Annotated in this window: 22 protein-coding genes; 8 read left to right on the top strand and 14 right to left on the bottom strand. The window is 54.8% G+C overall.

Annotation, left to right across the window (positions count from 1 at the left end; translation table 11 throughout):
* Positions 1-7: 7 nt before the first annotated feature.
* Complete coding sequence (locus AC0QKW_RS20555; protein ID WP_473152952.1) at positions 8-2,080, bottom strand: NAD(P)H-quinone oxidoreductase subunit 5; 2,073 nt, start codon at positions 2,078-2,080, stop codon at positions 8-10.
* Between the two features lie 456 nt (positions 2,081-2,536).
* Here AC0QKW_RS20555 and AC0QKW_RS20550 point away from each other — a divergent pair, with 456 nt between their 5' ends.
* On the top strand, positions 2,537-2,854 hold the full coding sequence (locus tag AC0QKW_RS20550) for a hypothetical protein (protein WP_473152951.1): 318 nt from the start codon (positions 2,537-2,539) through the stop codon (positions 2,852-2,854).
* 78 nt (positions 2,855-2,932) lie between these two features.
* Here AC0QKW_RS20550 and AC0QKW_RS20545 read toward each other — a convergent pair whose 3' ends face one another.
* The 3 genes from AC0QKW_RS20545 to AC0QKW_RS20535 all read right to left on the bottom strand — a co-directional run bounded on the left by AC0QKW_RS20545 (position 2,933) and on the right by AC0QKW_RS20535 (position 4,926).
* Entirely contained in the window at positions 2,933-3,400 is a 468-nt protein-coding gene (locus AC0QKW_RS20545; protein WP_473152950.1) for a CYTH domain-containing protein, read from the bottom strand.
* 171 nt (positions 3,401-3,571) lie between these two features.
* The gene (locus AC0QKW_RS20540; RefSeq protein ID WP_473152949.1) at positions 3,572-3,892 is read right to left on the bottom strand and encodes a hypothetical protein; all 321 of its coding nucleotides are present in this window, start codon (positions 3,890-3,892) and stop codon (positions 3,572-3,574) included.
* Positions 3,874-4,926, bottom strand: coding sequence for a ParM/StbA family protein (locus AC0QKW_RS20535; RefSeq protein ID WP_473152948.1), 1,053 nt, complete (start codon positions 4,924-4,926; stop codon positions 3,874-3,876). The genes AC0QKW_RS20540 and AC0QKW_RS20535 overlap by 19 nt, the downstream gene beginning before the upstream one ends.
* 629 nt (positions 4,927-5,555) lie before the next feature.
* Here AC0QKW_RS20535 and AC0QKW_RS20530 point away from each other — a divergent pair.
* The 3 genes from AC0QKW_RS20530 to AC0QKW_RS20520 all read left to right on the top strand — a co-directional run bounded on the left by AC0QKW_RS20530 (position 5,556) and on the right by AC0QKW_RS20520 (position 8,194).
* The gene (locus tag AC0QKW_RS20530) at positions 5,556-6,845 is read left to right on the top strand and encodes a glucose-1-phosphate adenylyltransferase (protein ID WP_473152947.1); all 1,290 of its coding nucleotides are present in this window, start codon (positions 5,556-5,558) and stop codon (positions 6,843-6,845) included.
* A gap of 48 nt (positions 6,846-6,893) precedes the next feature.
* Positions 6,894-7,361: an AAA family ATPase gene (locus AC0QKW_RS20525; RefSeq protein ID WP_473152946.1), complete on the top strand. Its 468-nt coding sequence runs from the start codon at positions 6,894-6,896 to the stop codon at positions 7,359-7,361.
* 65 nt (positions 7,362-7,426) lie between these two features.
* The gene (locus AC0QKW_RS20520) at positions 7,427-8,194 is read left to right on the top strand and encodes a hypothetical protein (protein ID WP_473152945.1); all 768 of its coding nucleotides are present in this window, start codon (positions 7,427-7,429) and stop codon (positions 8,192-8,194) included.
* Between the two features lie 141 nt (positions 8,195-8,335).
* On the opposite strand, the gene AC0QKW_RS20515 is transcribed toward AC0QKW_RS20520, so the two are convergent.
* From AC0QKW_RS20515 to AC0QKW_RS20475, 9 genes are all read right to left on the bottom strand, one after another.
* Entirely contained in the window at positions 8,336-9,283 is a 948-nt protein-coding gene (locus AC0QKW_RS20515; protein ID WP_473152944.1) for a F0F1 ATP synthase subunit gamma, read from the bottom strand.
* 69 nt (positions 9,284-9,352) lie between these two features.
* Positions 9,353-10,870: a F0F1 ATP synthase subunit alpha gene (gene atpA, locus AC0QKW_RS20510; protein WP_473152943.1), complete on the bottom strand. Its 1,518-nt coding sequence runs from the start codon at positions 10,868-10,870 to the stop codon at positions 9,353-9,355.
* Positions 10,871-10,948: 78 nt separating this feature from the next.
* Positions 10,949-11,506, bottom strand: coding sequence for an ATP synthase F1 subunit delta (gene atpH, locus AC0QKW_RS20505; RefSeq protein WP_473152942.1), 558 nt, complete (start codon positions 11,504-11,506; stop codon positions 10,949-10,951).
* Positions 11,507-11,508: 2 nt separating this feature from the next.
* The gene (locus tag AC0QKW_RS20500) at positions 11,509-12,027 is read right to left on the bottom strand and encodes a F0F1 ATP synthase subunit B (protein WP_473152941.1); all 519 of its coding nucleotides are present in this window, start codon (positions 12,025-12,027) and stop codon (positions 11,509-11,511) included.
* A gap of 65 nt (positions 12,028-12,092) precedes the next feature.
* The gene (locus AC0QKW_RS20495) at positions 12,093-12,575 is read right to left on the bottom strand and encodes a F0F1 ATP synthase subunit B' (RefSeq protein ID WP_473152940.1); all 483 of its coding nucleotides are present in this window, start codon (positions 12,573-12,575) and stop codon (positions 12,093-12,095) included.
* A 110-nt stretch (positions 12,576-12,685) separates the two neighbouring features.
* Positions 12,686-12,931, bottom strand: a complete 246-nt coding sequence (atpE, locus tag AC0QKW_RS20490; RefSeq protein WP_073606645.1) for an ATP synthase F0 subunit C — start codon at positions 12,929-12,931, stop codon at positions 12,686-12,688.
* A gap of 163 nt (positions 12,932-13,094) precedes the next feature.
* Positions 13,095-13,844 carry a F0F1 ATP synthase subunit A gene (gene atpB / locus AC0QKW_RS20485; RefSeq protein ID WP_473152939.1) on the bottom strand — a complete coding sequence of 250 codons (750 nt, stop codon included), beginning with the start codon at positions 13,842-13,844 and terminating at the stop codon, positions 13,095-13,097.
* A 65-nt stretch (positions 13,845-13,909) separates the two neighbouring features.
* Positions 13,910-14,293: an ATP synthase subunit I gene (locus AC0QKW_RS20480; protein WP_473152938.1), complete on the bottom strand. Its 384-nt coding sequence runs from the start codon at positions 14,291-14,293 to the stop codon at positions 13,910-13,912.
* Between the two features lie 242 nt (positions 14,294-14,535).
* On the bottom strand, positions 14,536-15,744 hold the full coding sequence (locus AC0QKW_RS20475) for a class I SAM-dependent methyltransferase (RefSeq protein ID WP_473152937.1): 1,209 nt from the start codon (positions 15,742-15,744) through the stop codon (positions 14,536-14,538).
* A 549-nt stretch (positions 15,745-16,293) separates the two neighbouring features.
* On the opposite strand from AC0QKW_RS20475, the gene AC0QKW_RS20470 reads away from it, so the two are divergent.
* The 4 genes from AC0QKW_RS20470 (at position 16,294) to AC0QKW_RS20455 (ending at position 21,390) form a co-directional block, all read left to right on the top strand.
* Positions 16,294-19,506, top strand: coding sequence for a phycobilisome rod-core linker polypeptide (locus tag AC0QKW_RS20470; protein ID WP_473152936.1), 3,213 nt, complete (start codon positions 16,294-16,296; stop codon positions 19,504-19,506).
* A 404-nt stretch (positions 19,507-19,910) separates the two neighbouring features.
* Positions 19,911-20,396: an allophycocyanin subunit alpha gene (gene apcA, locus AC0QKW_RS20465; RefSeq protein WP_473152935.1), complete on the top strand. Its 486-nt coding sequence runs from the start codon at positions 19,911-19,913 to the stop codon at positions 20,394-20,396.
* A 53-nt stretch (positions 20,397-20,449) separates the two neighbouring features.
* Positions 20,450-20,935, top strand: a complete 486-nt coding sequence (gene apcB / locus AC0QKW_RS20460) for an allophycocyanin subunit beta (protein ID WP_275331390.1) — start codon at positions 20,450-20,452, stop codon at positions 20,933-20,935.
* A 251-nt stretch (positions 20,936-21,186) separates the two neighbouring features.
* Positions 21,187-21,390, top strand: coding sequence for a phycobilisome linker polypeptide (locus AC0QKW_RS20455; protein ID WP_017299912.1), 204 nt, complete (start codon positions 21,187-21,189; stop codon positions 21,388-21,390).
* Positions 21,391-21,537: 147 nt separating this feature from the next.
* Here the strand turns inward: AC0QKW_RS20455 and AC0QKW_RS20450 are convergent, their stop codons facing one another.
* Positions 21,538-22,761, bottom strand: a complete 1,224-nt coding sequence (locus AC0QKW_RS20450) for a glycosyltransferase family 87 protein (RefSeq protein WP_473152934.1) — start codon at positions 22,759-22,761, stop codon at positions 21,538-21,540.
* Positions 22,762-23,013: the final 252 nt, after the last annotated feature.

The following is a 23,013-nucleotide window of genomic DNA, read 5'->3' as shown; positions in this document are numbered from 1 at the left end:
CAAACCTCTAAGTCACACCCGACAGCAGCACTAGCCCCAGCACCGCGCCAAACACAATCAGCGCGTAGAACTGGGCGCGGCCATTCTCCAGGTACTTGAGTCCTTCGCCGGTCACCAAGGTGACTAGGCCCGCCAAGTTGACGATGCCGTCGACAATGCGGATATCGACTTCCAGCACCTGTTTGGCCAGCTTGCGGCTGCCCTGGACAAAGAGCACCTCGTAGATGTCGTCGATATACCACTTGTTGAGCGAGAGGTTGTAGAGGAAAGGAACTTTAGCAGCGATCGCCTTCGGGTCAATCGTCTTGGTGCGATACATCAACACGGAGATGATGATGCCGACAGTGGCGATCGCCACAGAACTGCCCGCCATGAGCGCAAACTCGTTCCAGTCAAAGGCTGCCGCCGTCTCTAGCGCCTCCACCACTTCACCCGGAGGATGGATGAAGGCCTCAAAATAGTTGGCGAAGGGCGTACCCAGCAGACCTACCAGCACCGAGGGCACCGCCAGCGCCATCAGCGGAAAGATCATGGACAAGGGCGACTCGTGAGGCTCATGGGCGTGGTGCCCGTGGTCATCATGGGGGGCATCTAAGGTCAGTTCCTGAGGGTTCATCGCGCCGGGGCCAAGGGAGGCACCCATTTTTTGGAGCTGTGCCCGCTTCAGATCACGGCGAATGCCTTCGTCGTTGCCGCGAAACTCACCCTCAAAGGTAGAGAGGTACATGCGGAACATGTAGAAGGCGGTGATTCCCGCCGTCAGCCAGCCCACGGCCCAGAGAGCTGGGTTTGCCGCAAAAGTCGCACCTAGAATCTCATCCTTAGACCAGAAACCCGCAAAGGGAGGAATGCCGCAGATCGCTAGGGTACCGATCAAAAAAGTGTAGGCGGTAACGGGCATATACTTCCGCAGGCCGCCCATCAGGCGCATATCCTGGGCCAGCACCGGGTCATGGCCCACGACCGCCTCCATGCCGTGGATGACAGAGCCAGAGCCGAGAAACAGCATGGCCTTGAAGTAGGCGTGGGTCATCAGGTGAAACAGACCAGCGCTATAAGCCCCGACACCCATGGCCATGACCATATAGCCCAGCTGCGACATGGTGGAAAAGGCCAACCCTTTCTTGATGTCGTTTTGGGTGATGGCGATGGTCGCGCCCATGAAAGCAGTAAATGCCCCGGTGTAGGCAATCACGGTCATTACCGTGGGGATGTGCTCAAACACGGGGTACATGCGGGCCACCAGGAACACCCCTGCTGCCACCATCGTCGCCGCGTGAATCAGCGCGGAGATCGGAGTAGGGCCTTCCATGGCGTCAGGTAGCCACACGTGGAGGGGAAACTGGGCCGACTTGGCCACGGGCCCGAGGAACACCAGAATGGCGAAGATGGCGGCGACGCTAGCGGGCAGGGTGGCCAAACCTACCATGCCGGTAAGCCGTTCACCCATGATTTCAAAGTCAAAGCTGCCGGTGGCCCAAAACAGCCCGAGGATGCCCAGCAGCAGGCCAAAGTCGCCGACGCGGTTGGTGACAAAGGCCTTTTGACAGGCATCGGCTGCGGGCTTGCGGTTGTACCAAAAGCCGATCAGCAGGTACGAACACATACCCACCAGCTCCCAAAACACGTAGACCTGGAGCAGGTTGGGGCTGATCACCAGACCCAGCATGGAGGAGCTAAACAGGCTCAGATAGGCATAAAACCGTACATAGCCAGGGTCGTGGGCCATGTAGCCGTCGGTGTAGATCATCACCAGAAAGGCAACGGTAGTGACCACGACGAGCATGAGTGATGCCAAGTGGTCGATGGTATAACCCATCTCGATGCGGAAGTCGCCTGCCGAGGCCCATTCAAACATGGCCTGGTAGGGGGCGTGCCCCTGCCACTGGCTCCAAAAAATTAAAAATGACAGCACCATCGCCGCCCCGGTGAGGGAGACGATCAGCGCCGCCGAGGGCTGCCGTAGCTTGCTGGTGGCTTCGCCGTAGGAAATTAACCCTACACCGACGATAGTCGCCCCAATCAGAGGCAACACCGGAATCAGCCAGGCGTATTGATAAAGCATGTCTACAGAATTCATTTCGACTGCCTACTCCAAGAGCTTGGGTGAGTTGGCAAAAAACCGCTTACATTCTGACATACCCTTCCCCAACGAAAAGTCGGCTGGATACCAAAGTTGGGCAGATTTAGCGGCGATCGCCCCTTAAATCAGTCAGCCCGATACCGCGTCTAAGCCTTGTGCTAGGCCCATTTTGGGGATACTGGCCGGGCGATCGCGGCTTTCTTAAGAAAGTTGTCGGATTCTCTAAGTGCTTCCTCATGGGGATCAATCCTACTGAGACATTCCATAGAGGAGCGAGGGGAGACGGGCTAGCGATTTCTGCCCACTATTTTTACCTACTACAGGCTCCTGCAATTAGAGGCGGCATTCCCTAGAGATTGAGCCATAATCGTGACAGCCTGAACTTGGTTAAGGAGACAGTGCGCTGGCTGACCGTGTGCCGCCCCTCCCCAGGCGTCGTCAACAACCCCTTCCATGAAGCTCTGGATCGTCTCCTTTTTGCTGCTCTTCTTTGCTGCTGAAACCGCCCAATGGCTTGGTCAACTGCCCTGGCTGAGCAGCCCAGAGCTATCGATGCCGCTCACGATCTTGGGTGGCGTCGGCCTAGCGATCGCATCCAACTCGTCCTATCGGGTTAACCGATCGCGGTCTAAACTCGACACTACGGCCCCAAAGCCCCAAGAGACGCCCCTGCCCTCCCCACAGCTTGAGTCACTCTCGCCAACTCAACAGCCCAAAGCCAGCAAAGCAGACACTATCTCCTTTGAGATTAAGAAAGCCAGACAAAAGTAGAGGCGGCGGCACAGCAACCATCGCGCAGGAGTACCTAAAGCCTCCTAGCGCTGCTAACAAGGCTACAGCTAAAACCAGTTATCCCCAGGCTTTGAAGGGATTGCGGGCCAGGTTGGAGTTGTGATATCGAGTATCCCCGCTAACTTCCTCACCAATCCAATCGGGCAAATCGACCGCCTGATCGGCATCGGTCAGCTCCACCTCAGCCATGACCAGGCCTTCGTTGTCGCCCCAAAATTCATCGATTTCCCAAACGATGTCGTCCTGAGGGAGGCGGTATCGAGTCTTTTCAATCAGCGGCGGCTGGCAGAGGATGTCGAGGATGGCCTGGGCATCGTCAACCGGAATGGGATACTCGAACTCGGGGCGCACTAAGCCCACAGCAGGGCCTTTGAGGGTGAGGTAGGCGCGATCGCCCACACGCCGCACCCGCACCGTGCGCGCATCCTGGGTAGGGATGTAGCCCTGACAAATCACCTCGCCCTTAGACTGTTCACGCCAGGCATTGCCCACCACCAAAAACTTGCGCTCAATCTCTTGACCCATGGAGCTGCCTTGAATGACCTCTGTAGATTGAGTTCACTGTAATTTGAATGGTGGCAATTGTCGTTAAAGAACCGCGACCCCGTGGGCTATAGCATTGCACCCTCACAATACTCAATCCGTTTAGGAGCAAGGGTTTTAAGCGCAATGGCCACCGCACACTTGGCAACAGCCTCAAAGCGCCAGCAGCTGGTCTAGCGCATCTAGCGCTTCGCAGCGGGGAGAGGTAGTGGGCGATCGCCGGGCATCGGCAGGTTGCGCTTCACGATGGCTGAGTCGGGCAGAGTCTTGAACGCCCCTGCTATCGTTCACGTCCAATGGACGGCCGTATAAATAGTCATCGCAGTAGCGGCGAAAGACCGCTTCAACCGCAGCGCGGGTGTTTTTGAGACCCCACTCGGCAGCAATGCGATCGGCTTTTTCGAGCACGTCCTGACTGAGGCGCACTTTATTGTCTTGCCGGGTTGTACTCGACTTTACTTGGTGGTCATACATAGTTGGGTATCCCCAGTCATCAAAAACAGGCCGCGAACGTTGGCAAACTGAGGGTCACCCATGACAGCGAATAGGTCATGTCCCTGCAGGCGATCGGCAATCAGATGCGAGCCACCACCGGTCACCAAAAACCTAGTAACGCGGGGCATATAGGGGGTGTACTGGGCCTTTACGGTTTGAAAAATTCCCTTAAACCAGGGGTCGAGGTACTCATCGAGCCAGTCAGCCCAGGCCAGCCCAGTGTCGGCGTAGACATGATCAATGCGAAAACCATCCATAACGATGCAGGGGTCGGCGCTGCTGCCCAGAAGATCGGTGAGGCGATGGTCAAAGCTGATGGCGGTGGCCAATTCGTAGGTGCCACCACGATCCATGATGTTTTCATCGATCACTTCGCCGTCGGCATCCACCAGGCGAGTGAGCCAGGTACCACCGCCGATATCGACCACAATGGTATACCCCTGGCCAGGAATGATGCCCTGGGCCTTGGCGTAGTGGTAAGCGCCCATACCCTCGCGGCCCACTTCTACCGATTCCACATTGATCCGAAACGGAGTTTCATTGCGGATGAATTCGTGGATGCCAAGCAGTTGCCGGCGAATGTCTTCACCGTTGCGGGCGGGATCGGGGGTGGAGACATGGAGGTTGAGGGTATAGTCGGCCACGTCACCAGGCAGAGGCTCTAGGCAGGCGTAGAGGTGCAGCTTGGCCAGCTCGACCTTATTCTCGATCACGGTTTGCTGTTGGCGACGGTATTTATAGGCCTGGGCGCCAAAGTGGTAGCGGCGGCCATCAGGCAGCTCAATCAGGGGAGAGGCCTCGGAAAAACTAACGGCGTCGCGCCCCTGGGGCAGCTGGTAACGCACGGAGCGAATCGCCTTGGGGTGACCGCTGCCAGCGAAAAACTTGAGGTCGTAATTGCCAGCATCGAGGGCGAGCACTGGGGCAGTGGCGGTCGGCTGTGTGCCGCGAGCCTTGGCCGAAGACCGAGCCGCACCAGTGGCGCGGCTGCGGGGGGCGGTAGTCGTGGTCATAGGACACTCTTTTGACAATACAGGGCAGTAGTGTTGTGGAAGTGCGTCTCACCGGGGTGGGAACGGTTGTACCCACAAGTACACATGCACCAATACTAATTCAAGCGTACTGCCGTGGCAAGGGGTGGCGCTTCATTTGCTGAGTGCTGCTGTGGATTTGCGGTGGCAAAGTCTCTCACCTCACACCAAGGGTGTAGAGCAACTGTGCCCATGGTCAACCCTCAACGGCTACGTCGATACCCGGTTCCTAAATATCGATGAACCGGCTGCGCACTGCGCTTTCTTCACCAATACGTTTCCAGAAAACAACACTAATACCATCACGATCGCCTTGGTTCGACCGTCGATCACAGTCTTGATAAAAACTTGGCGAGATGAACGTTCTAACGCTGGAACGTTCATCTCGCCAAGTTTACAACCTGCTAACCCTCACCCCGGCAATGTTCCTACACCAAGACTAAGCGCACCCTATAGGGATCATCTAAAAACCACTATCGTGTTGCAGGTCACATTCCATCACAATCTTCCCAAAGACCCCTTGTCAACCGGTACCCTCGGCCTCAAACTGTAAATGTTGAATAAAAATGGCGTAAAACAAGCCAGCGTCTGTGGCTTATCGAGGGAAACTTGTGAAATCAGTTCTAGCCATAATCTTAGGCGGCGGTGCCGGCACTCGCCTTTACCCATTAACGAAGTTTCGGGCCAAGCCAGCGGTTTCCCTGGCTGGCAAGTACCGCTTAATTGATATCCCTGTCAGCAACTGCATCAACTCTGAGATCCATAAAATATATGTGCTGACCCAGTTCAACTCCGCCTCGTTGAATCGGCACATTGGTCGCGCCTACCAGTTTTCACAATTTACCGAAGGCTTTGTGGAGGTACTGGCAGCTCAGCAGACGCCCGAGAGCCCTAGCTGGTTTCAGGGCACAGCTGACGCCGTGCGCAAATACCTCTGGCTGTTTGACTCTTGGAATGTAGAGGACTTCATCATCCTTTCGGGCGATCACCTCTACCGCATGGACTACAGTCTGTTTGTTCAACGCCACCGGGCCACCAATGCCGACATTACCCTGTCGGTGGTGCCTATTGGCCATAAGCAAGCGTCAGACTTTGGGCTCATGAAGGTCGATAGCAGCGGCCGCGTCGTTGACTTTAGCGAAAAACCCAAAGGCGACGCCCTAGAAGCCATGAAGGTTGACACTACATCCCTCGGGCTGAGCCCAGAGCAAGCCAAAGAGCAACCTTTTATTGCCTCAATGGGCATTTATGTATTTAAAAAGCAGGTTCTCATTGACCTATTACGCAAAAACCTCGACCAAACCGACTTTGGCAAGGAAATTATTCCTGCCTCAGCCCGTGACTACAACGTACAGGCTTACTTGTTTGACGGCTACTGGGAAGATATCGGCACCATTGAGGCCTTTTATGAGGCCAATTTAGCTCTAACCCAGCAGCCCCACCCTGACTTCAGCTTTTACCACGAAGACGCACCCATCTACACTCGCGCTCGCTACCTGCCGCCCAACAAACTGCAAGACTGTCATGTCACCGAGTCAAGCATTACCGAGGGCTGCATTCTCAAAAACTGTCGCGTTCACCATTCGGTGATTGGTCTGCGCCAGCGTATCAATGCTGACTGTGTAATCGAAGATTCGCTGCTAATGGGGGCTGATTACTACGAGCCGCTGTCGGAGAGCAGTCAGAACCTGACCCGCAGCAAAATTCCCATGGGCATTGGCGAGGGTTCGGTCATTCGCCGCGCCATCATCGACAAAAATGCCCGCATTGGCCGCAATGTGCAGATTGTGAATAAAGAAAATGTGCAGGAAGCCGAACGCGAAGACCTAGGCTTCTACATCCGCAGCGGTATTGTAGTAGTGCTGAAGGGGGCAGTGATTCCCGACGGCATGATTATCTAGACAGTGAGGGGAAATCAGCCTAGCGCTGATGTTGCCATCCCTCTGCTAATGCTTGTCGGCATTCCTGGCAGCGGCAAATCGACATGGGCCAAAGGCTGGGTGTCATCCAATCACCGCTATCAGATTGTCTCCACTGACGCGATTCGTGCTGAGGTCTACGGCAATGACGCTGTGCAGGGCGACTGGCGACAGATATGGGAGACCGTTGTGGCCCGGTGGCGGCTAGGGGTAACGGCAATCTCCCAAGGCAATTTAGATGGTGTCATCTACGACGCTACCAATGCCCGGCGCAGGCACCGACGGGAGACGATCGCCGCCGCTCGTCAGGTCGGGTTTACCTATATCACCCTAGTTTGGTTTGATGTGCCCCTGCGGGTGGCGCTAGAGCGAAACCGGGAACGATCGCGTCAAGTACCCGCAGACATTATTACCACCATGCACCGCCAGCTTCAGGGCGCACCACCAGCGGTAACTGAAGGGGTCGACCAGATGATCCATAGGCGTGACATGTCGTAAAACTAACCGGATTTGTTCCCGCTCCATGCGTAACAACCAAAAGCGTGAACGGTTTAGAGCACCCGATGAGAAGTACCCCAATTTTGACCTGCGCCTCGCTGCTGGCGGTAACCGGCTACGGCACCGCCGCCAAAGCGACCACCGTGATTTCTGACAACCAAATTAAAACCGACCTCAAGGCAGCCATCTGTGAGCAAGACTGGCAAAAGGCGATCGCCTTTTCGAGTCGTCTGATGGCGTCCAGCACCATAACTCCCGAGCATCGGCAAGAGCTAGTCACCTGGCGGCATCGGTTTTCTCAGTACGCCGCCGGAGGCACCTATTTCGACCATATTCCCAACTGTGAGGGCTTTGCCCCCTACCAGGGGCCAAAGCCCTCGGAAACTGCAGCAGCCCAGGCTGCTACTGCCGCGGCCCAAGCGGCCCATGCCCAGACTGAGCAGATTAAAGCCGATCTTAAAACGGCTATCTGCCTCCAAGATTGGCAGGGTGCCGTAGCCCTCTCAAGTCAGCTGATGGCCTCCAACACGATCACTGCAGACCACCGCCAAGAGCTGGTTAAGTGGCGCTATCAGTTCACCCAGTACGCCGCTAGCGGCACCGTCTTTGCCGAAATTCCCAACTGTGGCTACACCAGTAACCCCATGGCCAAGGCCGAGGATCACGTCTCCAGAGCTGACTCGCTGCCACTAAGTACCCCCCGAGCAACATCCAGGACTCAAACAGCAACGACCATCGCACGACCCCAGCCCACCGCCGCGCCCAATGCCACCTGCTACATCACCTACTCCGATGGACGCACCATTAACCTTGGGCACCTGTGCGGCGGCTAAGCACCTATCAAAAACAGTAGCGGTGGCCATATGACCACCGCCACTGGGTAGGGCGTCGCAGCGATAGCAGTTTAATCGCGCATCGGCATTAGTGAAGTCTACAGGCCAGCGATCGGCTATACCAGTGGACAGACTACACAACTAGAGAGAGTTTGCCCCAGCCACCACTTCCAGAATTTCCTGGGTAATGGCGGCCTGTCGCGCCTTGTTATAGGTCAGGTTAAGGGTCTTGGCCAGTTCCTTCGCGTTGTCGCTGGCATTGTTCATTGCGGTCATCCGAGCCGCTAGCTCGCTGGCCGCAGACTCTTGCAGAGCGCGCAGAATCTGGTTATTTAGATACAGCGGCAGCAAAGCGTCAAGAATTTGCACCGGGTCTTGCTCAAAAATCATATCCTGGGGAAACTCTGCCGGAGTTGGCCCAGCTACTTTCTCGCGCTCCACCTGGAAGACACCCCCTCGTGTGGTGAGTCGGAAAATTTCGTCATCAGACACTTCTAAACCCTGAGGATCGAGGGGCAGCAGCGTTTGAATGACCGGACGTGAGCTGACCAGAGAGACAAAACGGGTGTAGATCAGCTCTACCCGGTCAACCTCGTCTGACAAAAATAGCGACAGTAGTTCATCGGCAATGGTGGAAGCTTCATCCGCTGTGGGAATCTGCTCCATGCCTGTGAAGCTAGCTTCGATGGGCTGCTCTCGGCGCTTAAAATACTGACTAGCTTTACGCCCCACCAAAATGAGGCGGTAGTCAACACCCTCCGCCGCTAGTTCTTGAGCACGAATCTCGGCCCGGCGAATGACGTTGGCGTTATAGCCACCACATAGGCCGCGATCGCCAGAGATGACCAGCAGGGCCACGGTCTTCACCTCCCGCTGCTTGAGCAGAGGTAGGTCGGCTTCCTCAAACTTGAGGCGGCTTTGCAAGCCGTAGAGAACCTGGGCTAGGCGATCGGCAAAAGGACGGGTAGCAATCACCTGCTCCTGGGCACGACGCACCTTGGCAGCAGCCACTAGACGCATGGCCTCGGTGATCTTGCGAGTATTTTTTACAGACTTAATGCGGTCTCGAATCGCTTTTAGGTTAGGCATAGTGGATCCCTAAGGGGTCGTCGAAAACCGAGACGCTGAAATAGTCAACGCCTCGGCTAGAACAGAAGTTTAGACTGCCGCCAAAAAGGCTTGCTTAGCTTCAGCGATCGCTTCTTTCAGAAGGGTTTCGCTTTCATCACCAAGCTTCTTCTCGCTACGGACCAGTTCCGCAAACTTGGGCTTGTTGTTGCGAATGTAGTCGCGCAGCGCCTTAGAAAAGGCCACCACTTGATCGACTGGCACCTCATCCATAAAGCCATTAATGCCAGCGTAGATAATCGCTACCTGCTCTTCCACCGGAATGGGAGAGTACTGGGGCTGCTTCAGCAGTTCCCGCAGACGCTGCCCACGAGCTAGCTGTTTCTGGGTGGCGGCATCCAGGTCAGAAGCGAACTGGGAGAAGGCCTGCAGTTCGTCAAACTGGGCCAGTTCCAGCTTCACCTTACCGGCGACCTGCTTCATGGCCTTGATCTGAGCCGCAGACCCTACCCGAGATACCGAGATACCGGCGTTGATAGCGGGGCGCAGACCTGAGTTAAACAGGTCAGAGGACAAGAAGATCTGACCGTCGGTGATCGAGATCACGTTGGTGGGAATGTAGGCAGATACGTCACCGGCCTGGGTCTCAATCACGGGCAGGGCGGTCATGCTGCCTTCGCCCAGTTCGGGGCTGAGCTTAGCGGCTCGCTCCAGGAGGCGAGAGTGCAGGTAGAACACATCACCAGGGTAGGCTTCACGCCCAGGAGGACGACGCAGCAGCAGCGACATCTGGCGGTAGGCTTGGGCCTGCTTGGTCAAGTCGTCGTAGATGATCAGGGTAGCTTTGCCTTTGTACATAAAGTACTCAGCCAGGCTGGCGCCTGTGTAGGGAGCCAGGTACTGGAGCGGAGCGGGGTCGTTGGCGCTAGCAGTAACCACAATGGTGTAGTCAAGAGCACCGCGATCGCGCAGTACGTCCACAATCTGAGCCACCGAAGAGGCCTTTTGACCAATCGCTACATAAACGCAGACCACATCCTCAGACTTTTGATTGAGGATGGTGTCAATGGCGATCGCCGTCTTACCAGTCTGGCGGTCACCAATGATCAGCTCGCGCTGGCCCCGACCGATAGGAATCATGGCGTCAATGGCGGTAATGCCGGTCTGCATCGGCTCGTACACCGACTTACGGGCAATAATGCCAGGAGCAGGAGACTCAATCAGGCGGGATTCGGTAGTTTGAATGTCACCCTTACCGTCAATAGGGCGACCCAAAGCGTCGACCACGCGGCCCAACATAGCCTCACCTACGGGCACTGACGCAATCTTGCCGGTAGCGGTAACCGCACTACCCTCTCTAATATTAATGCCGTCGCCCATCAGCACCGCACCCACGTTGTCTTCTTCTAGGTTGAGGGCAATGCCCACGGTGCCGTCTTCAAACTCCAGCAGCTCGCCGGACATGGCGGTTTCGAGACCGTAGATGCGGGCGATACCATCACCCACCTGCAACACAGTACCAATGTTGGAGACTTTGACCTCCTGGTTGTACTGCTCGATCTGCTGCTTAATGATGCTGCTAATTTCGTCAGGTCTGATACTAACCATAGGACTCGCTCTGGATAAACCTACATAAACACGAAAAAATCAGAGAAACTGCCCAGCTATGGGGCCAGCCTATTGTTACTAGGCAGTGGTCGCCAACTGCATACCAATGCGGCGAAGCTGCCCCCGCAGGCTAGCATCAACCACCTGAGAACCCACCTTGATCACTAAGCCACCGAGTAGGGATGGATCGAGCTGAACCGACAGGTCGACGTTGTGGGCACCAGTCATGGTTTTGACGCGATCGCGAATGGCGTCTTTCTGCTCATCAGTCAGCTCAACGGCAGCAATGACTTCGGCTAAAACCGTTTGATTTTGCTCCCTCAGCAGAGCCTGATACTGCTCTAGCACCGGCTTTAGAAACGCAACCCGACCTCGGTCAACCAGCAGCAGCAGGAAATTCAGCAAAAAATCGCTCACCTTACCTTCGGCGACCTGGCGCAATACACCCTTCTTGGCGTCGGCAGACATCAGCGGGTTGGCCAAAAAGCGGGCTAGCTCATCAGAGCTGGCCAAGACTTCGAGTAGCTCGGCCACTTCGCCCCCCACCTGATCCACCGCATTGTGGTCATTGGCCACCGACATCAGAGCCTTGGCGTAGGGACTAGAGATTTCAGAACTGAGTGTTGAGTCATTCATAGCTACTCTCCTTTAAGCAGAGCGATGCTGGAATCAACCAGTCGTCGCTGCAAATCATCGTTTAGCTGGCCGGGCAAGTTGGCTTCACTGCGCTCAACTGCTAGGGCAGCAATACGCTGCTGGAGCTCCCGCATCACCCTAGATTCCTGAGATGAGAGGTCTTGAGCAGCACTTGCCCGCATCCGCTCAACATCGATTTGAGACTGCGCCAAAATAGATTCACGAGCTCGCTCCGCTGTGAGCTGAGCGTCAGCCAATATCTTTTTGGCCTCTTCTTGGGCTTGGGCCAGCTTCTGCTGCTGCTCTGCCAGAGCGGCAGCAGCCGATTGCTTACGCTGCTCCGCTTCAGTAATAGCTGCAGCAATGTCTGCCTGACGCGTCGACAGAGTTTTGCCTAAAAATTTGCCGCCAAAGTAGTACAGCACGCCAATAATAATGACCAGATTAATCAGGTTGGTTTCTAGAATGTTGAAATCCAGACCAACCCCACCTTCTGCCGCTAGTAACCAACCAATAGTCATATCCCTACTTTCCGTCAACGACGCGGGCAGCCCTGAGTGGGCGAAACCAGCTATTCACCAATCACCTAGGCCGCTAGAGATCCCAGCAACTTGTCTAAGATCTGCTGGCTCAAACCATCGACCTGCTGCTCCAAAGTAGACAGGGCCTGGCTCTTTTGCTCATCCAGCTCTCGCTGCACCTGCTCTCGCTGGGCCTGAGCCTCTTGCTGAGCGGCGGCAACGGTTTGAGCTGCAATCTTCTGCGCTTCTTCCTGGGCACCAGCAATCACCGCTTGAGCTTGGCGACGGCTATCGGCCAATTCTTGCTCATACTGCTTGGCAATCTTCTCAGCCTTGGCCAAACGCTCGGCAGCGTCGACCTGATTAGAACTGATGTAACCATCTCGCTCGTCGAGCACCTTACCTAGCGGCTTGTAAAAAATTGCATTCAGCGCCACCGCCAGCAGCACAAACTGCACCGCCATCAACGGCAGCGTTGCGTCTAGATCAAATAACCCGCCGCTTTCTTCTGCAGCTTCAACCGCCAGTAACCAAACAAAATTCATCATTGTGGATATGCCCTTCAAATCGGCCCAGGGCCAACACTACAAAGTGACAAGAGACAATCTCGACAGGCCGGGATGAGTGTGACACCCTATCCCAGCCCAGCGAATTGAGTCTACGCGAAGGGGTTGGCAAACAGCAGCACTAGGGCCACCACCAGACCATAGATAGTCAGGGCTTCCATGAAAGCCAAGCTCAGCAGTAGGGTGCCGCGAATTTTGCCTTCAGCCTCGGGCTGGCGGGCAATCCCTTCTACCGCTTGACCTGCTGCATTACCTTGACCAATACCAGGGCCGATAGCTGCCAGACCAACGGCTAGAGCAGCAGCAATTACGGAAGCAGCAGCGATAATAGGATCCATGTCTTTACCTCGATTTGGACAATTTAACAACTCATTAATCAGGTCGTAGACAACGCGCAATCGGCGTCTCTTGTGGATGTGGCCCTAGAACCACGTCGGCTGGCAGCACCTGCCCCACCAGCCAATGCAAACTGAATGACCCCCAAAAGGGAACTACTGAAGGTCATCCATGCTCTTCACCACCATGCCCCTCAATCGCCTCGCCGATGTAGGCCGCTGCTAGGGTTGCAAAGATCAGCGCCTGAATCGCACTGGTAAACAAACCTAGAACCATTACTGGCAGAGGCACGAAGAGAGGTACCAGCAAAACCAGAACAGCGACCACTAGCTCATCGGCCAGGATGTTTCCAAACAGACGGAAACTAAGGGAGAGAGGCTTGGTGAAATCTTCGAGAATGTTGATGGGCAGCAAGATTGGGGTGGGTTCGATGTACTTGGCGAAGTAACCTAAGCCACGCTTGCTAAACCCGGCATAAAAGTAGGCTAGGGAGGTCAACAACGCTAGCGCCACGGTGGTGTTGATGTCGTTTGTGGGAGCGGCCAACTCACCTGAAGGCAGATGAATTAGCTTCCACGGAATCAAGGCCCCAGACCAATTGGAGACAAAGATGAATAGAAATAGGGTGCCAACAAAGGGAACCCAAGGTCGATACTCCTTTTCACCAATCTGATTTTTGGCTAGGTCGCGGATGAACTCCAGGGCATATTCCATAAAGTTCTGAAGACCAGAGGGTATGCGCTGAATGTTGCGAGTGGCCAAAAACGACACCAGCAACAGAGCACCAATGACAAACCAGGAGGTCAGAAATACCTGACCGTGGAGCTTTAGGCCACCGATCTGCCAATACAGATGCTCGCCAACTTCTAGCTTTGCCAGAACTAAGGGATGAATCGTTAACATAGTGAGCGCCATCTCTTAAATCGACTTTTCCTCAAGACCCGCCAGGAAAAAGCATGCTATGCTGTGGAACCACCGATCTAGGAAGACCCAGACACCTGAGACGACTCAGATGGTGATTTTGGCAGCACTGCAGTCCAGAGGGTGTAAGCAATTAACGCCCCCTTGTAGGTCAAAAACCCAAGAAACACAGGCACGATCTGAAGCTGTTGCCACTGACTAGCTACCAGTACTAAACCAACCACAAGGGCTAGCCGACCACTGCCTAATCTAGTGCTTCCGCGCCCAATGTTGGCCACGCTTTTTGCCAACATCCTCAAGTAAACCACACCGCCGCACGCTCCTATTAAATAATTCAGAGCGATTGGCAAGGAGTAGACCAGCCAGACGCTCAAAAAAATCACACCAGTGAAGGCAAGAGTAGTCAGCAGCAAGTTTTGCTGGAGCTGATAATACTCTTCCATGGCCGTTACTGAGGCTGGAGGCAGAACTTGACCATCGATTTGGCCGGGGTCTGCCTCTGACTCAACGGTAGCAACCGGGTCGGTGTGTTCGGAGGGCAATGGAGCCACGAAAGCGCCTAATCCTTAGCCGTTAAAGGGTTTTACCTGTCGTAACAGGCCGTAGAAGATCATATCACGGCAATAATACTTAATAGACGCTCCTCAAAAGGAAATCTGGCATTTTCGACTGAGCCTTGTTGAAATCACTGTGACGGCTGCAACAGGATCAGCGATCGCCGCTGCAGGTCTCGCACATCCTCAAGGCTTCCGGGCCATTGGGTGAGCAGGTCGGCCACTGTCGCTGGCTGGTCTTTTTGAGCACCATCGCAGGCCTGCAAAAACTCAAACTCCGACGCTGTCAGAGAGATGATCTGATAGTTGTGGTCAAAAATACTCTGGCTGGGCCAACCCTCCATGCAGGGGTTGCGGGTGGGAATGGCGGCGAGCAGATCGGCGTCATTCTCCCAGCCCATCTTGGGGTAAGGGGGGCGGGCCAGAAACCATTCGAAGTGGGTGATCTCAGGATCGAGCAGTTCTACCAGACGCTGCTGATCAGTGACAGACAGCTGCTGAGCCCGAGCCAGTAGATCAGGATTGTTTGCCAACAGGCGATCGATCTGCCACACCTCGGGATTGGAGAAGCCCAGGAACTCAAGCCCTGAAGCGTCTATCAGCTCAAACAGGCTATCCAATCTATAGTCCACCTCCTGGGGATGAACATACATATCGGCGAAGCATTCGTCGCGGTGGTTTTCCATGGCCCAACGGGTTTGCTCTCGCTGCTTCAGCCGATTGCCCTCAGGCAGGCTAGCGAAGATCTGTCGCCCCACCTGCACGCCGTCGCGGTAGTCGCCCCGCTGGCTGCCCTGAACGAGGGCGATCGCCCGCTGCATGAGCGAAATCTCCCAGCGACCAATAGCGGCATAGACAAACAGATGCATGAACCCGCCGGGGGCCAGTTTGGTGGCCAAAGCCTGGAGTCCTCGCAAGGGGTCAGGCATGTGATGGATGACACCGACGCAGTTAATCCAGTCAAACTCGCCCTCAAGCTGATCGACGTCATAGATGCTGAGCTGGCGAAAGGTGACGTTGGTTGCTCCGGAGGACTGGCAGCGCTGGGTGGCAGTGGCGATCGCTCCCTCGCTGAGATCGATGCCCAACACCTCGGCCTCGGGGTTGAGATGAGCGATATATTCTGTACTCACCCCTGTGCCACAGCCCGCATCTAGCACCCGCACCTGATGACTGGCAGGTGTCGCCCCAGTACAAAAGCTGTGCACCGTAGGCCAGTACCACCGCCAGTTATAGCCCGGTGGCGCTTCATCTAGAAACGGCTCTGGGGGAAATGGGTAGGTGTTGTAGAGGCTGGCCACCGCATCACTGACCGCCTGGTTTTTAGTCGAGTCGTCCATAGGTTTACAGAGAAATTAGTTAAAGAACTTAGTCTGCCGACCCTCTGATGCCATGACCAAAAGCAGCGCAGACGTTCACTCAAACAGCTCCAACAGAGCCAGCGTTACAGTAGTCGACGAATCAAATTCCACAGCAGAGGAGACTTTGGGCCGTTAGCGGCCTCGGCTTTATCACGAAACGTTACAAAACTTATCCGCCTTCTCAGGGGTGTAGTGACCATCCTCTATGATGACCACAGGCATTTGTCAGGTGGGATGTTACACACTTTTTAATAATCTGTGTTGCTGTCCTGAAACGGTTTAATCTGATTCCAAGTCAGCGAACAGTCCGCCCTTCATTGATACCGCATTCGGCGTCCGGCTCGGGTGTGTACCAGGTGAGGTTAACAACGCTTTACCTTGAGGTGGGTTGAGGGTTTGGCGCTACCCATTGAGAAAGCATTTTGGATGCTTTTTCTTGGTCGGCGCTTTGGTCTGCACCTGCTTACCGTCTTGATAGATTCTTTTTTTGATGCCGTCATTGTCCGCATAGGGAGCCTTTGAAAACGCATGAGTGTTAAAGCAAGTGGTGGAAGTGCACCAGCGCGGCCCCAGCTCTACCAAACTCTGCCAGTGGCCACAATTTCCCAGGCCGAGCAGCAAGATCGCTACATGGGCCGAGGGGAGCTAGAAGAGCTGTCGGGCTTTTTTAACTCCGGTCTGAAGCGAGTGCAGATTGCTGAGTTGCTGACCCGCTATTCTGAGTTGATTGTCTCCCAGGCGGCCAACCGTATCTTTACCGGTGGCTCTCCCCTGGCTTATCTAGAGAGAGTAGAAACTGAATTACCCCTAGAGAAGACCCGAGCCGGTACAGTTCTGGATGAAACAGAAGCGTCTCGACTGGGGACTTCAACGTTTATTGAGAGCGGCGGTGGGCTGTTTCAAAACCTGTTTACCTCGACTCCGTCGGGGCCAGTGCCTCCTGGGTTTCGGCCTATTAGCGTGTCACGCTATGGCCCCGGCAACATGACCAAGTCGCTGCGCGACATGAGTTGGTTTCTGCGCTACGTAACCTATGCGATCGTAGCAGGCGACCCCAACATCATCTCGGTCAACGTGCGCGGCCTGCGCGAGATTATTGAGACGGCCTGCTCTTCGGCGGCCACCATTGTGGCAATTCAGACCATGCGGGCGGCGTCGCTGCGCTATTTCAATGGCGACTCTGATGCCCAAGGCATTGTGGCGCAGTACTTTGACGTGTTGCTGACCGAGTTCAAGGCACCAACACCTTCTAATAAAGTGCGCCAGCGCCCCTCCAGCGACCTGCAAGGTCTGGAACTACCGCAAATCTATTTCAACGCGGCGGAGCGGCGACCCAAGTACGCCATGAAGCCGGGCCTATCGGCCAGCGAGAAGAATGATGTGGTGAAGGCCGCCTACCGGCAGGTCTTTGAGCGTGACATTACCCGCGCCTACTCCCTCTCAGTTTCTGATCTGGAGTCAAAGGTCAAAAACGGCGAAATCTCCATGAAGGAGTTTGTGCGGCGTCTGGCCAAGTCACCTCTGTACCGCAAAAACTTCTTTGACCCCTACATCAACAGCCGCGCGCTAGAGCTGGCTTTTCGGCATATTCTGGGGCGTGCGCCTAGCTCCCGTGAAGAAGTGCGCAATTATTTCTCAATTGTCTCGAGCGGCGGCCTACCTGCCCTGGTTGACGCTCTGGTCGACTCTAAGGAGTATGGCGATTACTTCGGTGAAGAGACTGTGCCCTACCTGCGCGGTCTGGGGCAAGAAGCTCAGGAATGTCGTAACTGGGGGCCGCAGTTTGAGCTGTTTAACTACAGTGCACCCTTCCGGAAGAAGCCGCAGTTTATTACGCTGTTTGCCTCCTACGAGCAGCCCCTGCCCGACCAGCACCCCTACGGCTCGGGCAATGACCCTCTGGAAATCCAGTTTGGGGCCATCTTCCCCAAAGAGACTCGCAATATCAGCGCCACTCCGGCCTTCTTCAACAAAGACACTCGCCGCATTCTGATTCACCGCGGCCCCGGCATCAACAATCAGCTCAGCAACCCCGCCGCCCGGCCCGAAAATCCTGGTTCTCTCGGAGCCAAGGTGTTCAAGCTGGATCAAATTCCCCGCACGGGTAACACCAAGGCGAGCGTGCGCTACTCCGAAAGCTCGACTCAGACGGTGATCAGTGCTGCCTACCGCCAAGTATTTGGCCGCGAAGTGTATTCGGGCCAGCGCTCTAACGTCGCTGAGATCAAGCTGGAGAACGGCGAGATTACGGTGAAGGAATTTATTCGGGCGATCGCCAAGTCTGAGGCTTTCAGAAAGACCTACTGGACCTCGCTGTACGTGATGAAGGCGGTGGAATACATTCATCGTCGCCTGCTGGGTCGCCCCACCTACGGTCGTAAAGAGACCAACGCCTACTTCGACATCTCTGCTAAAAAGGGCTTTTATGCTCTGGTTGACGCCATTATCGACAGCCAGGAATACGCCGAGGCCTTTGGCGAAGATACCGTACCCTATGAGCGCTATCTAACGCCGAAGGGATTGGCCCTGCGCAGTATGCGGGCAGGCTCTCTGGCCGAGAAAGGTATGGTGCCTGTGGCTGACACCACGGTGCCCCGCTTTGTGGAGTTGGGCGCGGTTACCGAAGATCGGGCAATTCTTGATGTGCAGCGTCGTCTTAACCAGGGTGTCAACCGTCAGCGCCAGCAGACTAAGGTGTTTAAACTCACCTCTCTGGCCGACAAGCCCAACCTCAAACAGGTGACGGCTGCCGCCTATCGGCAAATCTTTGAGCGCGATATTGCGCCCTACATTGTCAAGAACGAGTTCACCGCCCTGGAGAGCAAGTTGGGCAATGGCGAAATCAGCGTCAAGGAATTTATCGAAGGGCTCGGCACCTCAACGCTCTACATCAAAGAGTTTTACGCGCCCTACCCCAACACCCAGGTGATTGAGTTTGGCACCAAGCACTTCCTCGGTCGGGCACCCCTCGATCAGGCGGAAATTCGAAAGTACAACCAGGTGTTGGCCAGCGCAGGGATTCGCGGGTTCATTCAGGCGATGCTCAACACCCCTGAGTACGCCGACAACTTTGGGGAAGATACGGTGCCCTACCGTCGCTATCCGACCTTACCGGCTGCGAACTTCCCCAACACTGAGAAGTTGTATAACCGTTTGACAAAGCAAAACCGCGATTTGATTGTGCCTAGCTTTGTCAGCGCCAATGGCAAGGTGGATGTGGCCGACATGCCGCTGATGGCAGATGCGGTGGCCTCGGCGGCAGCGGCCTCGGCTCAACTGGCAGCTACGGTGGGCCGATCTGCTGTAGAGACTGAGACCGTAGTGGCTCCGTTGGTGACGCGGTTCTATCGGCACCAGGCTGGTGCCAGTGCCGATCGCATTAACGAGGTGCTCGAAGCCGTTTACCGTCAAGTAATGGTGCTGCCCGAGGGCGACATTCCTACCGAGTGGCGGCTGACTGAGGCGGAAGCAGCAGTAATGGGCGATCGCATCACCCTACGCGAGTTTATTCGCCAGTTGGTGCAGTCTCCGGCCTACCAGGCCAGGTTTGTGGCGGCCTACCCAGTCGCCAAGGTGGTGGCGATCATGGGTCGCCAACTGCTGGGGCGAACTGTGGATGCCGATGAGTATGGTGCCACTGCCGCCGAGCATGGTGCCATGGCAGTAGCTACGGCCATGCTCGACTCCACAGAGTACCTGCGCTACTTTGGTGAACAGGGCGTCCCCTACCGTCGCGCCTAGGTTAGCTACTTCTCCCTGAGGATGGGCTGTGATGGCTCATCTTCAGGGAGTGCTGCTGCTTCAGGGAGCGATCGTGGCGATGGCAGGGCTTTGTCCGTCTGCTGTGCTCCATCAGCTCAGTAACGAAATATTAAATCTCAACCCTAAATTGAGTCAGATTGGTGGTTTTGCCTGGTCTAAGCTGTCTTAGCCCGGCTCCTGGAATGGCGTTGCCATCAGGCTTCAGCAAAACTGAGGAAAACTATTACAAAATATTTCGCAGCTTTGAAGAAGGTTGACGCAATACCGGACAATTAATCGGGAAGGCTGCCAGGTCTGAGGTTCTTCATAGAGTTAGCTCTGGTCCCGAACCCTTAAATGCCAGTTTCAAATCATCTGGTTATATTTTTCGGAGGAATCCATCAATGAGTATTGTCACGAAATCCATCGTGAATGCCGATGCTGAGGCTCGCTATCTCAGCCCCGGTGAGCTAGACCGTATCAAAGGCTTTGTCACCTCTGGTGAGCGTCGTCTACGCATCGCTCAGGTGCTGACCGAATCCCGTGAGCGCATCGTCAAGGAAGCTGGCAACCAGCTGTTTCAGAAGCGTCCCGACGTTGTCTCTCCCGGTGGCAATGCCTACGGCGAAGAAATGACCGCTACCTGCCTGCGCGATCTGGACTACTACCTGCGCCTTGTGACCTATGGCGTAGTGGCTGGTGACGTGACCCCCATTGAAGAAATTGGCCTGGTGGGCGTAAAAGAGATGTACAACTCTCTGGGCACTCCCCTAGCTGGTGTAGCTGAAGGCGTACGCGCCCTCAAGGCTGTTGCGGCCGGTCTGCTGTCCGGTGAAGATGCCGCCGAGGCTTCTGCTTACTTCGACTATGTTGTCGGTGGGCTGCTCTAAGCCACCGTCTTCATTGCGTTGTCAACTCAACTAAGGTCTTTTAGGGAAAAATCATGCAAGACGCAATTACTTCTGTAATTAATTCTTCTGACGTGCAGGGCAAGTACCTGGATAGTTCAGCTCTAGATAAGCTTAAGGCTTATTTTCAAACTGGTGAACTGCGCGTTCGTGCCGCTAGCACCATTAGCGCCAACGCTGCTGAAATCGTGAAGGAAGCTGTGGCTAAGTCGCTGCTTTACTCCGACATCACCCGCCCCGGTGGCAACATGTACACCACTCGTCGCTATGCTGCCTGCATTCGCGACCTTGACTACTACCTGCGCTACGCCACCTACGCCATGCTGGCTGGGGATCCCTCCATCCTGGATGAGCGGGTGCTGAACGGCCTCAAGGAAACCTACAACTCCCTGGGTGTACCCATCGGCGCTACCGTCAACGCCATTCAAGCCATGAAAGAAGTGACCAGCAGCCTGGTGGGCGCTGACGCTGGCAAAGAAATGGGCGTTTACTTCGACTACATCTCCTCTGGCTTGAGCTAATTCAGGCTCATCCATCGCGCTTTGGCCGTTAGCCAGAGCTGACCCAAGCCAGAGTCAGGGGCGAGTGTTGAAGACACTAGGTTGTGCTGTATTGTCTTCCTGCTGTCTAAGCATTGGCTTTCGACTCTGGCTTTTAAGTGTTTGTACTAGGTCCAGCTCGGAATCTGTGGTTTTGCCATCAGCAAAACTCCATTTCTGGACTTGGATTTGGTTTACATCTGTCCAATGAGGTAGTAGGAGAGTTTTCGGCCATGCGCATGTTTAAGATTACCGCTTGTGTTCCTAGCCAAACCAGAATTCGCACCCAGCGGGAACTGCAAAATACCTTTTTTACCAAACTGGTGCCCTACGACAACTGGTTCAAAGAGCAGCAGCGGATTCAAAAGATGGGTGGCAAAATCGTTAAGGTTGAACTGGCTACCGGACGCCAAGGGGCCAACACTGGTCTGCTTTAAGGAGCTTATCCCAGGAAAGAATCCGATAAAATTTTTACTGCATTCTCAATGCTGCGATATGTGCAGGGTCGGCCAGTGGGCTAGCCCTGCTGTCGTTTTTGGGGCATAAGAAAGCCGATTTCTTCAATCAGGAACTGCAAGAAAATACTACGTGTCATTTTCAGCTAAATTTAGCCGAGGCCGCAGATCTTCGGTTAAGGAATGGGTTAGGAGTTTGTGGGCATGCTGAGGAGACCGAATGGCCCAAGTCATTATCAGGGCTATGGCATAGGCCAGATAACCATTGGTATTGATCAGCGGCGGTACAAACAACGGCAGAAGAATAAAGAATTTCCCCAGGGTTGTGGTGCGCTCATAAAGATAAACAAACAGCGGGATGTACCAGCTGACTCCCATGATCCAAGCTTGGGCATTAAAGAGCGGAACCGTAGTCAGAACAGCAAAAAACTTGTACTGGCTCGATAGTTGACGACTGGCCAGCAGAAGCACTGTTAGGGCGATCGCGCCAAATATGAGAGCAGCCACCGCATTAGCGGAAAACAGGGGGTTCATCCGCCCGTTGACAAAGTCATGGCCGAAGATTTTGCCGTTCCCCTGCAAGGCTTGGACAATAAAAAAATTCAGCACACCCTGACCATGGACATTGATCGGGGTTGGGCTAGAAATAGCCCCAAACACCCCCGGCAGCGATCGCTTCAAGAAACTTACATAGACCCCAGAACCAAAGTAGAGCAACGGAGCCAGGGACAAGACAACCGTAATCGCCAGAGTTTTAAGGATGAGTTTAAGATCTCGTTGCTCGACAAAGTAGGCCAGGACAAACAGGGGAAAGACTTTGATAGATGAGGCGATCGCTAGGAACCAGGCCGTGCCCCAGTTGGCTTGTTTTGGCTTGTAGACAACAAAGGCTCCAACCACCAGCCATAGCAACAACAGATCAATTTGTCCCCGCTCAAAATGGGCCAAGATGGGAAAGCTACTCATGGCAAATAGAATGGCCGTTCCTTCTATCCGCATACCATTCAGTCGGGCGAGGTAAAAGCAAGTCAAAACAAACAGCCCAAAGTTCAGTAGGCTAAACAAGATCCGTGAGGGCTCATAGGCCAATAAGCCAAGGGGCGTAAACAGCAGTGCCGCCAGCGGCGGATAGCGAAATCCAGAGGCTGGGTTGGCATCGGCGTTTCCAGCAGCAAAGAGTTCTGGGAACTCAGAAACCGGGTTCAGGTAAGGATCGAGGTGATGCAGCACAGATTTAGCTGCCACATAGAAAGCTCGGAAGTCCATTTGATAAGACTCAGCCACCAGATAGCCTAGGTACATAATTGGGGCAAAGTAAATCACGTAGCGGCTAAGAAATTGGCGAAAAGTCATATTTGGCATCGGCAGAAGGGGACGGCAAGGGAGGACAGTACTCCGATCAACAAGGTCTGCACTGTGCAAAAATCTCGCTGCATTGAGAGCAGTGTTTTTTGGTTGCAGTGTCACCAGTTAGTCAATTTACGCATCTGTGCATAAGGACGCGGAGGATAGACCCTGGGTAGTTCGAGGGTTTGGACGAAAAGATCAGCTTTTTGAGAGGATATTTGAAAAGCCGGAGAGAACCCGCCTTGATTCTGCTTGCGC

It is taken from the genome of Pseudanabaena sp. PCC 9330, from assembly GCF_055795045.1.
The sequence above is the reverse complement of the archived record's forward strand: the minus strand, read 5'-3'. Positions and strand labels throughout refer to the sequence as shown.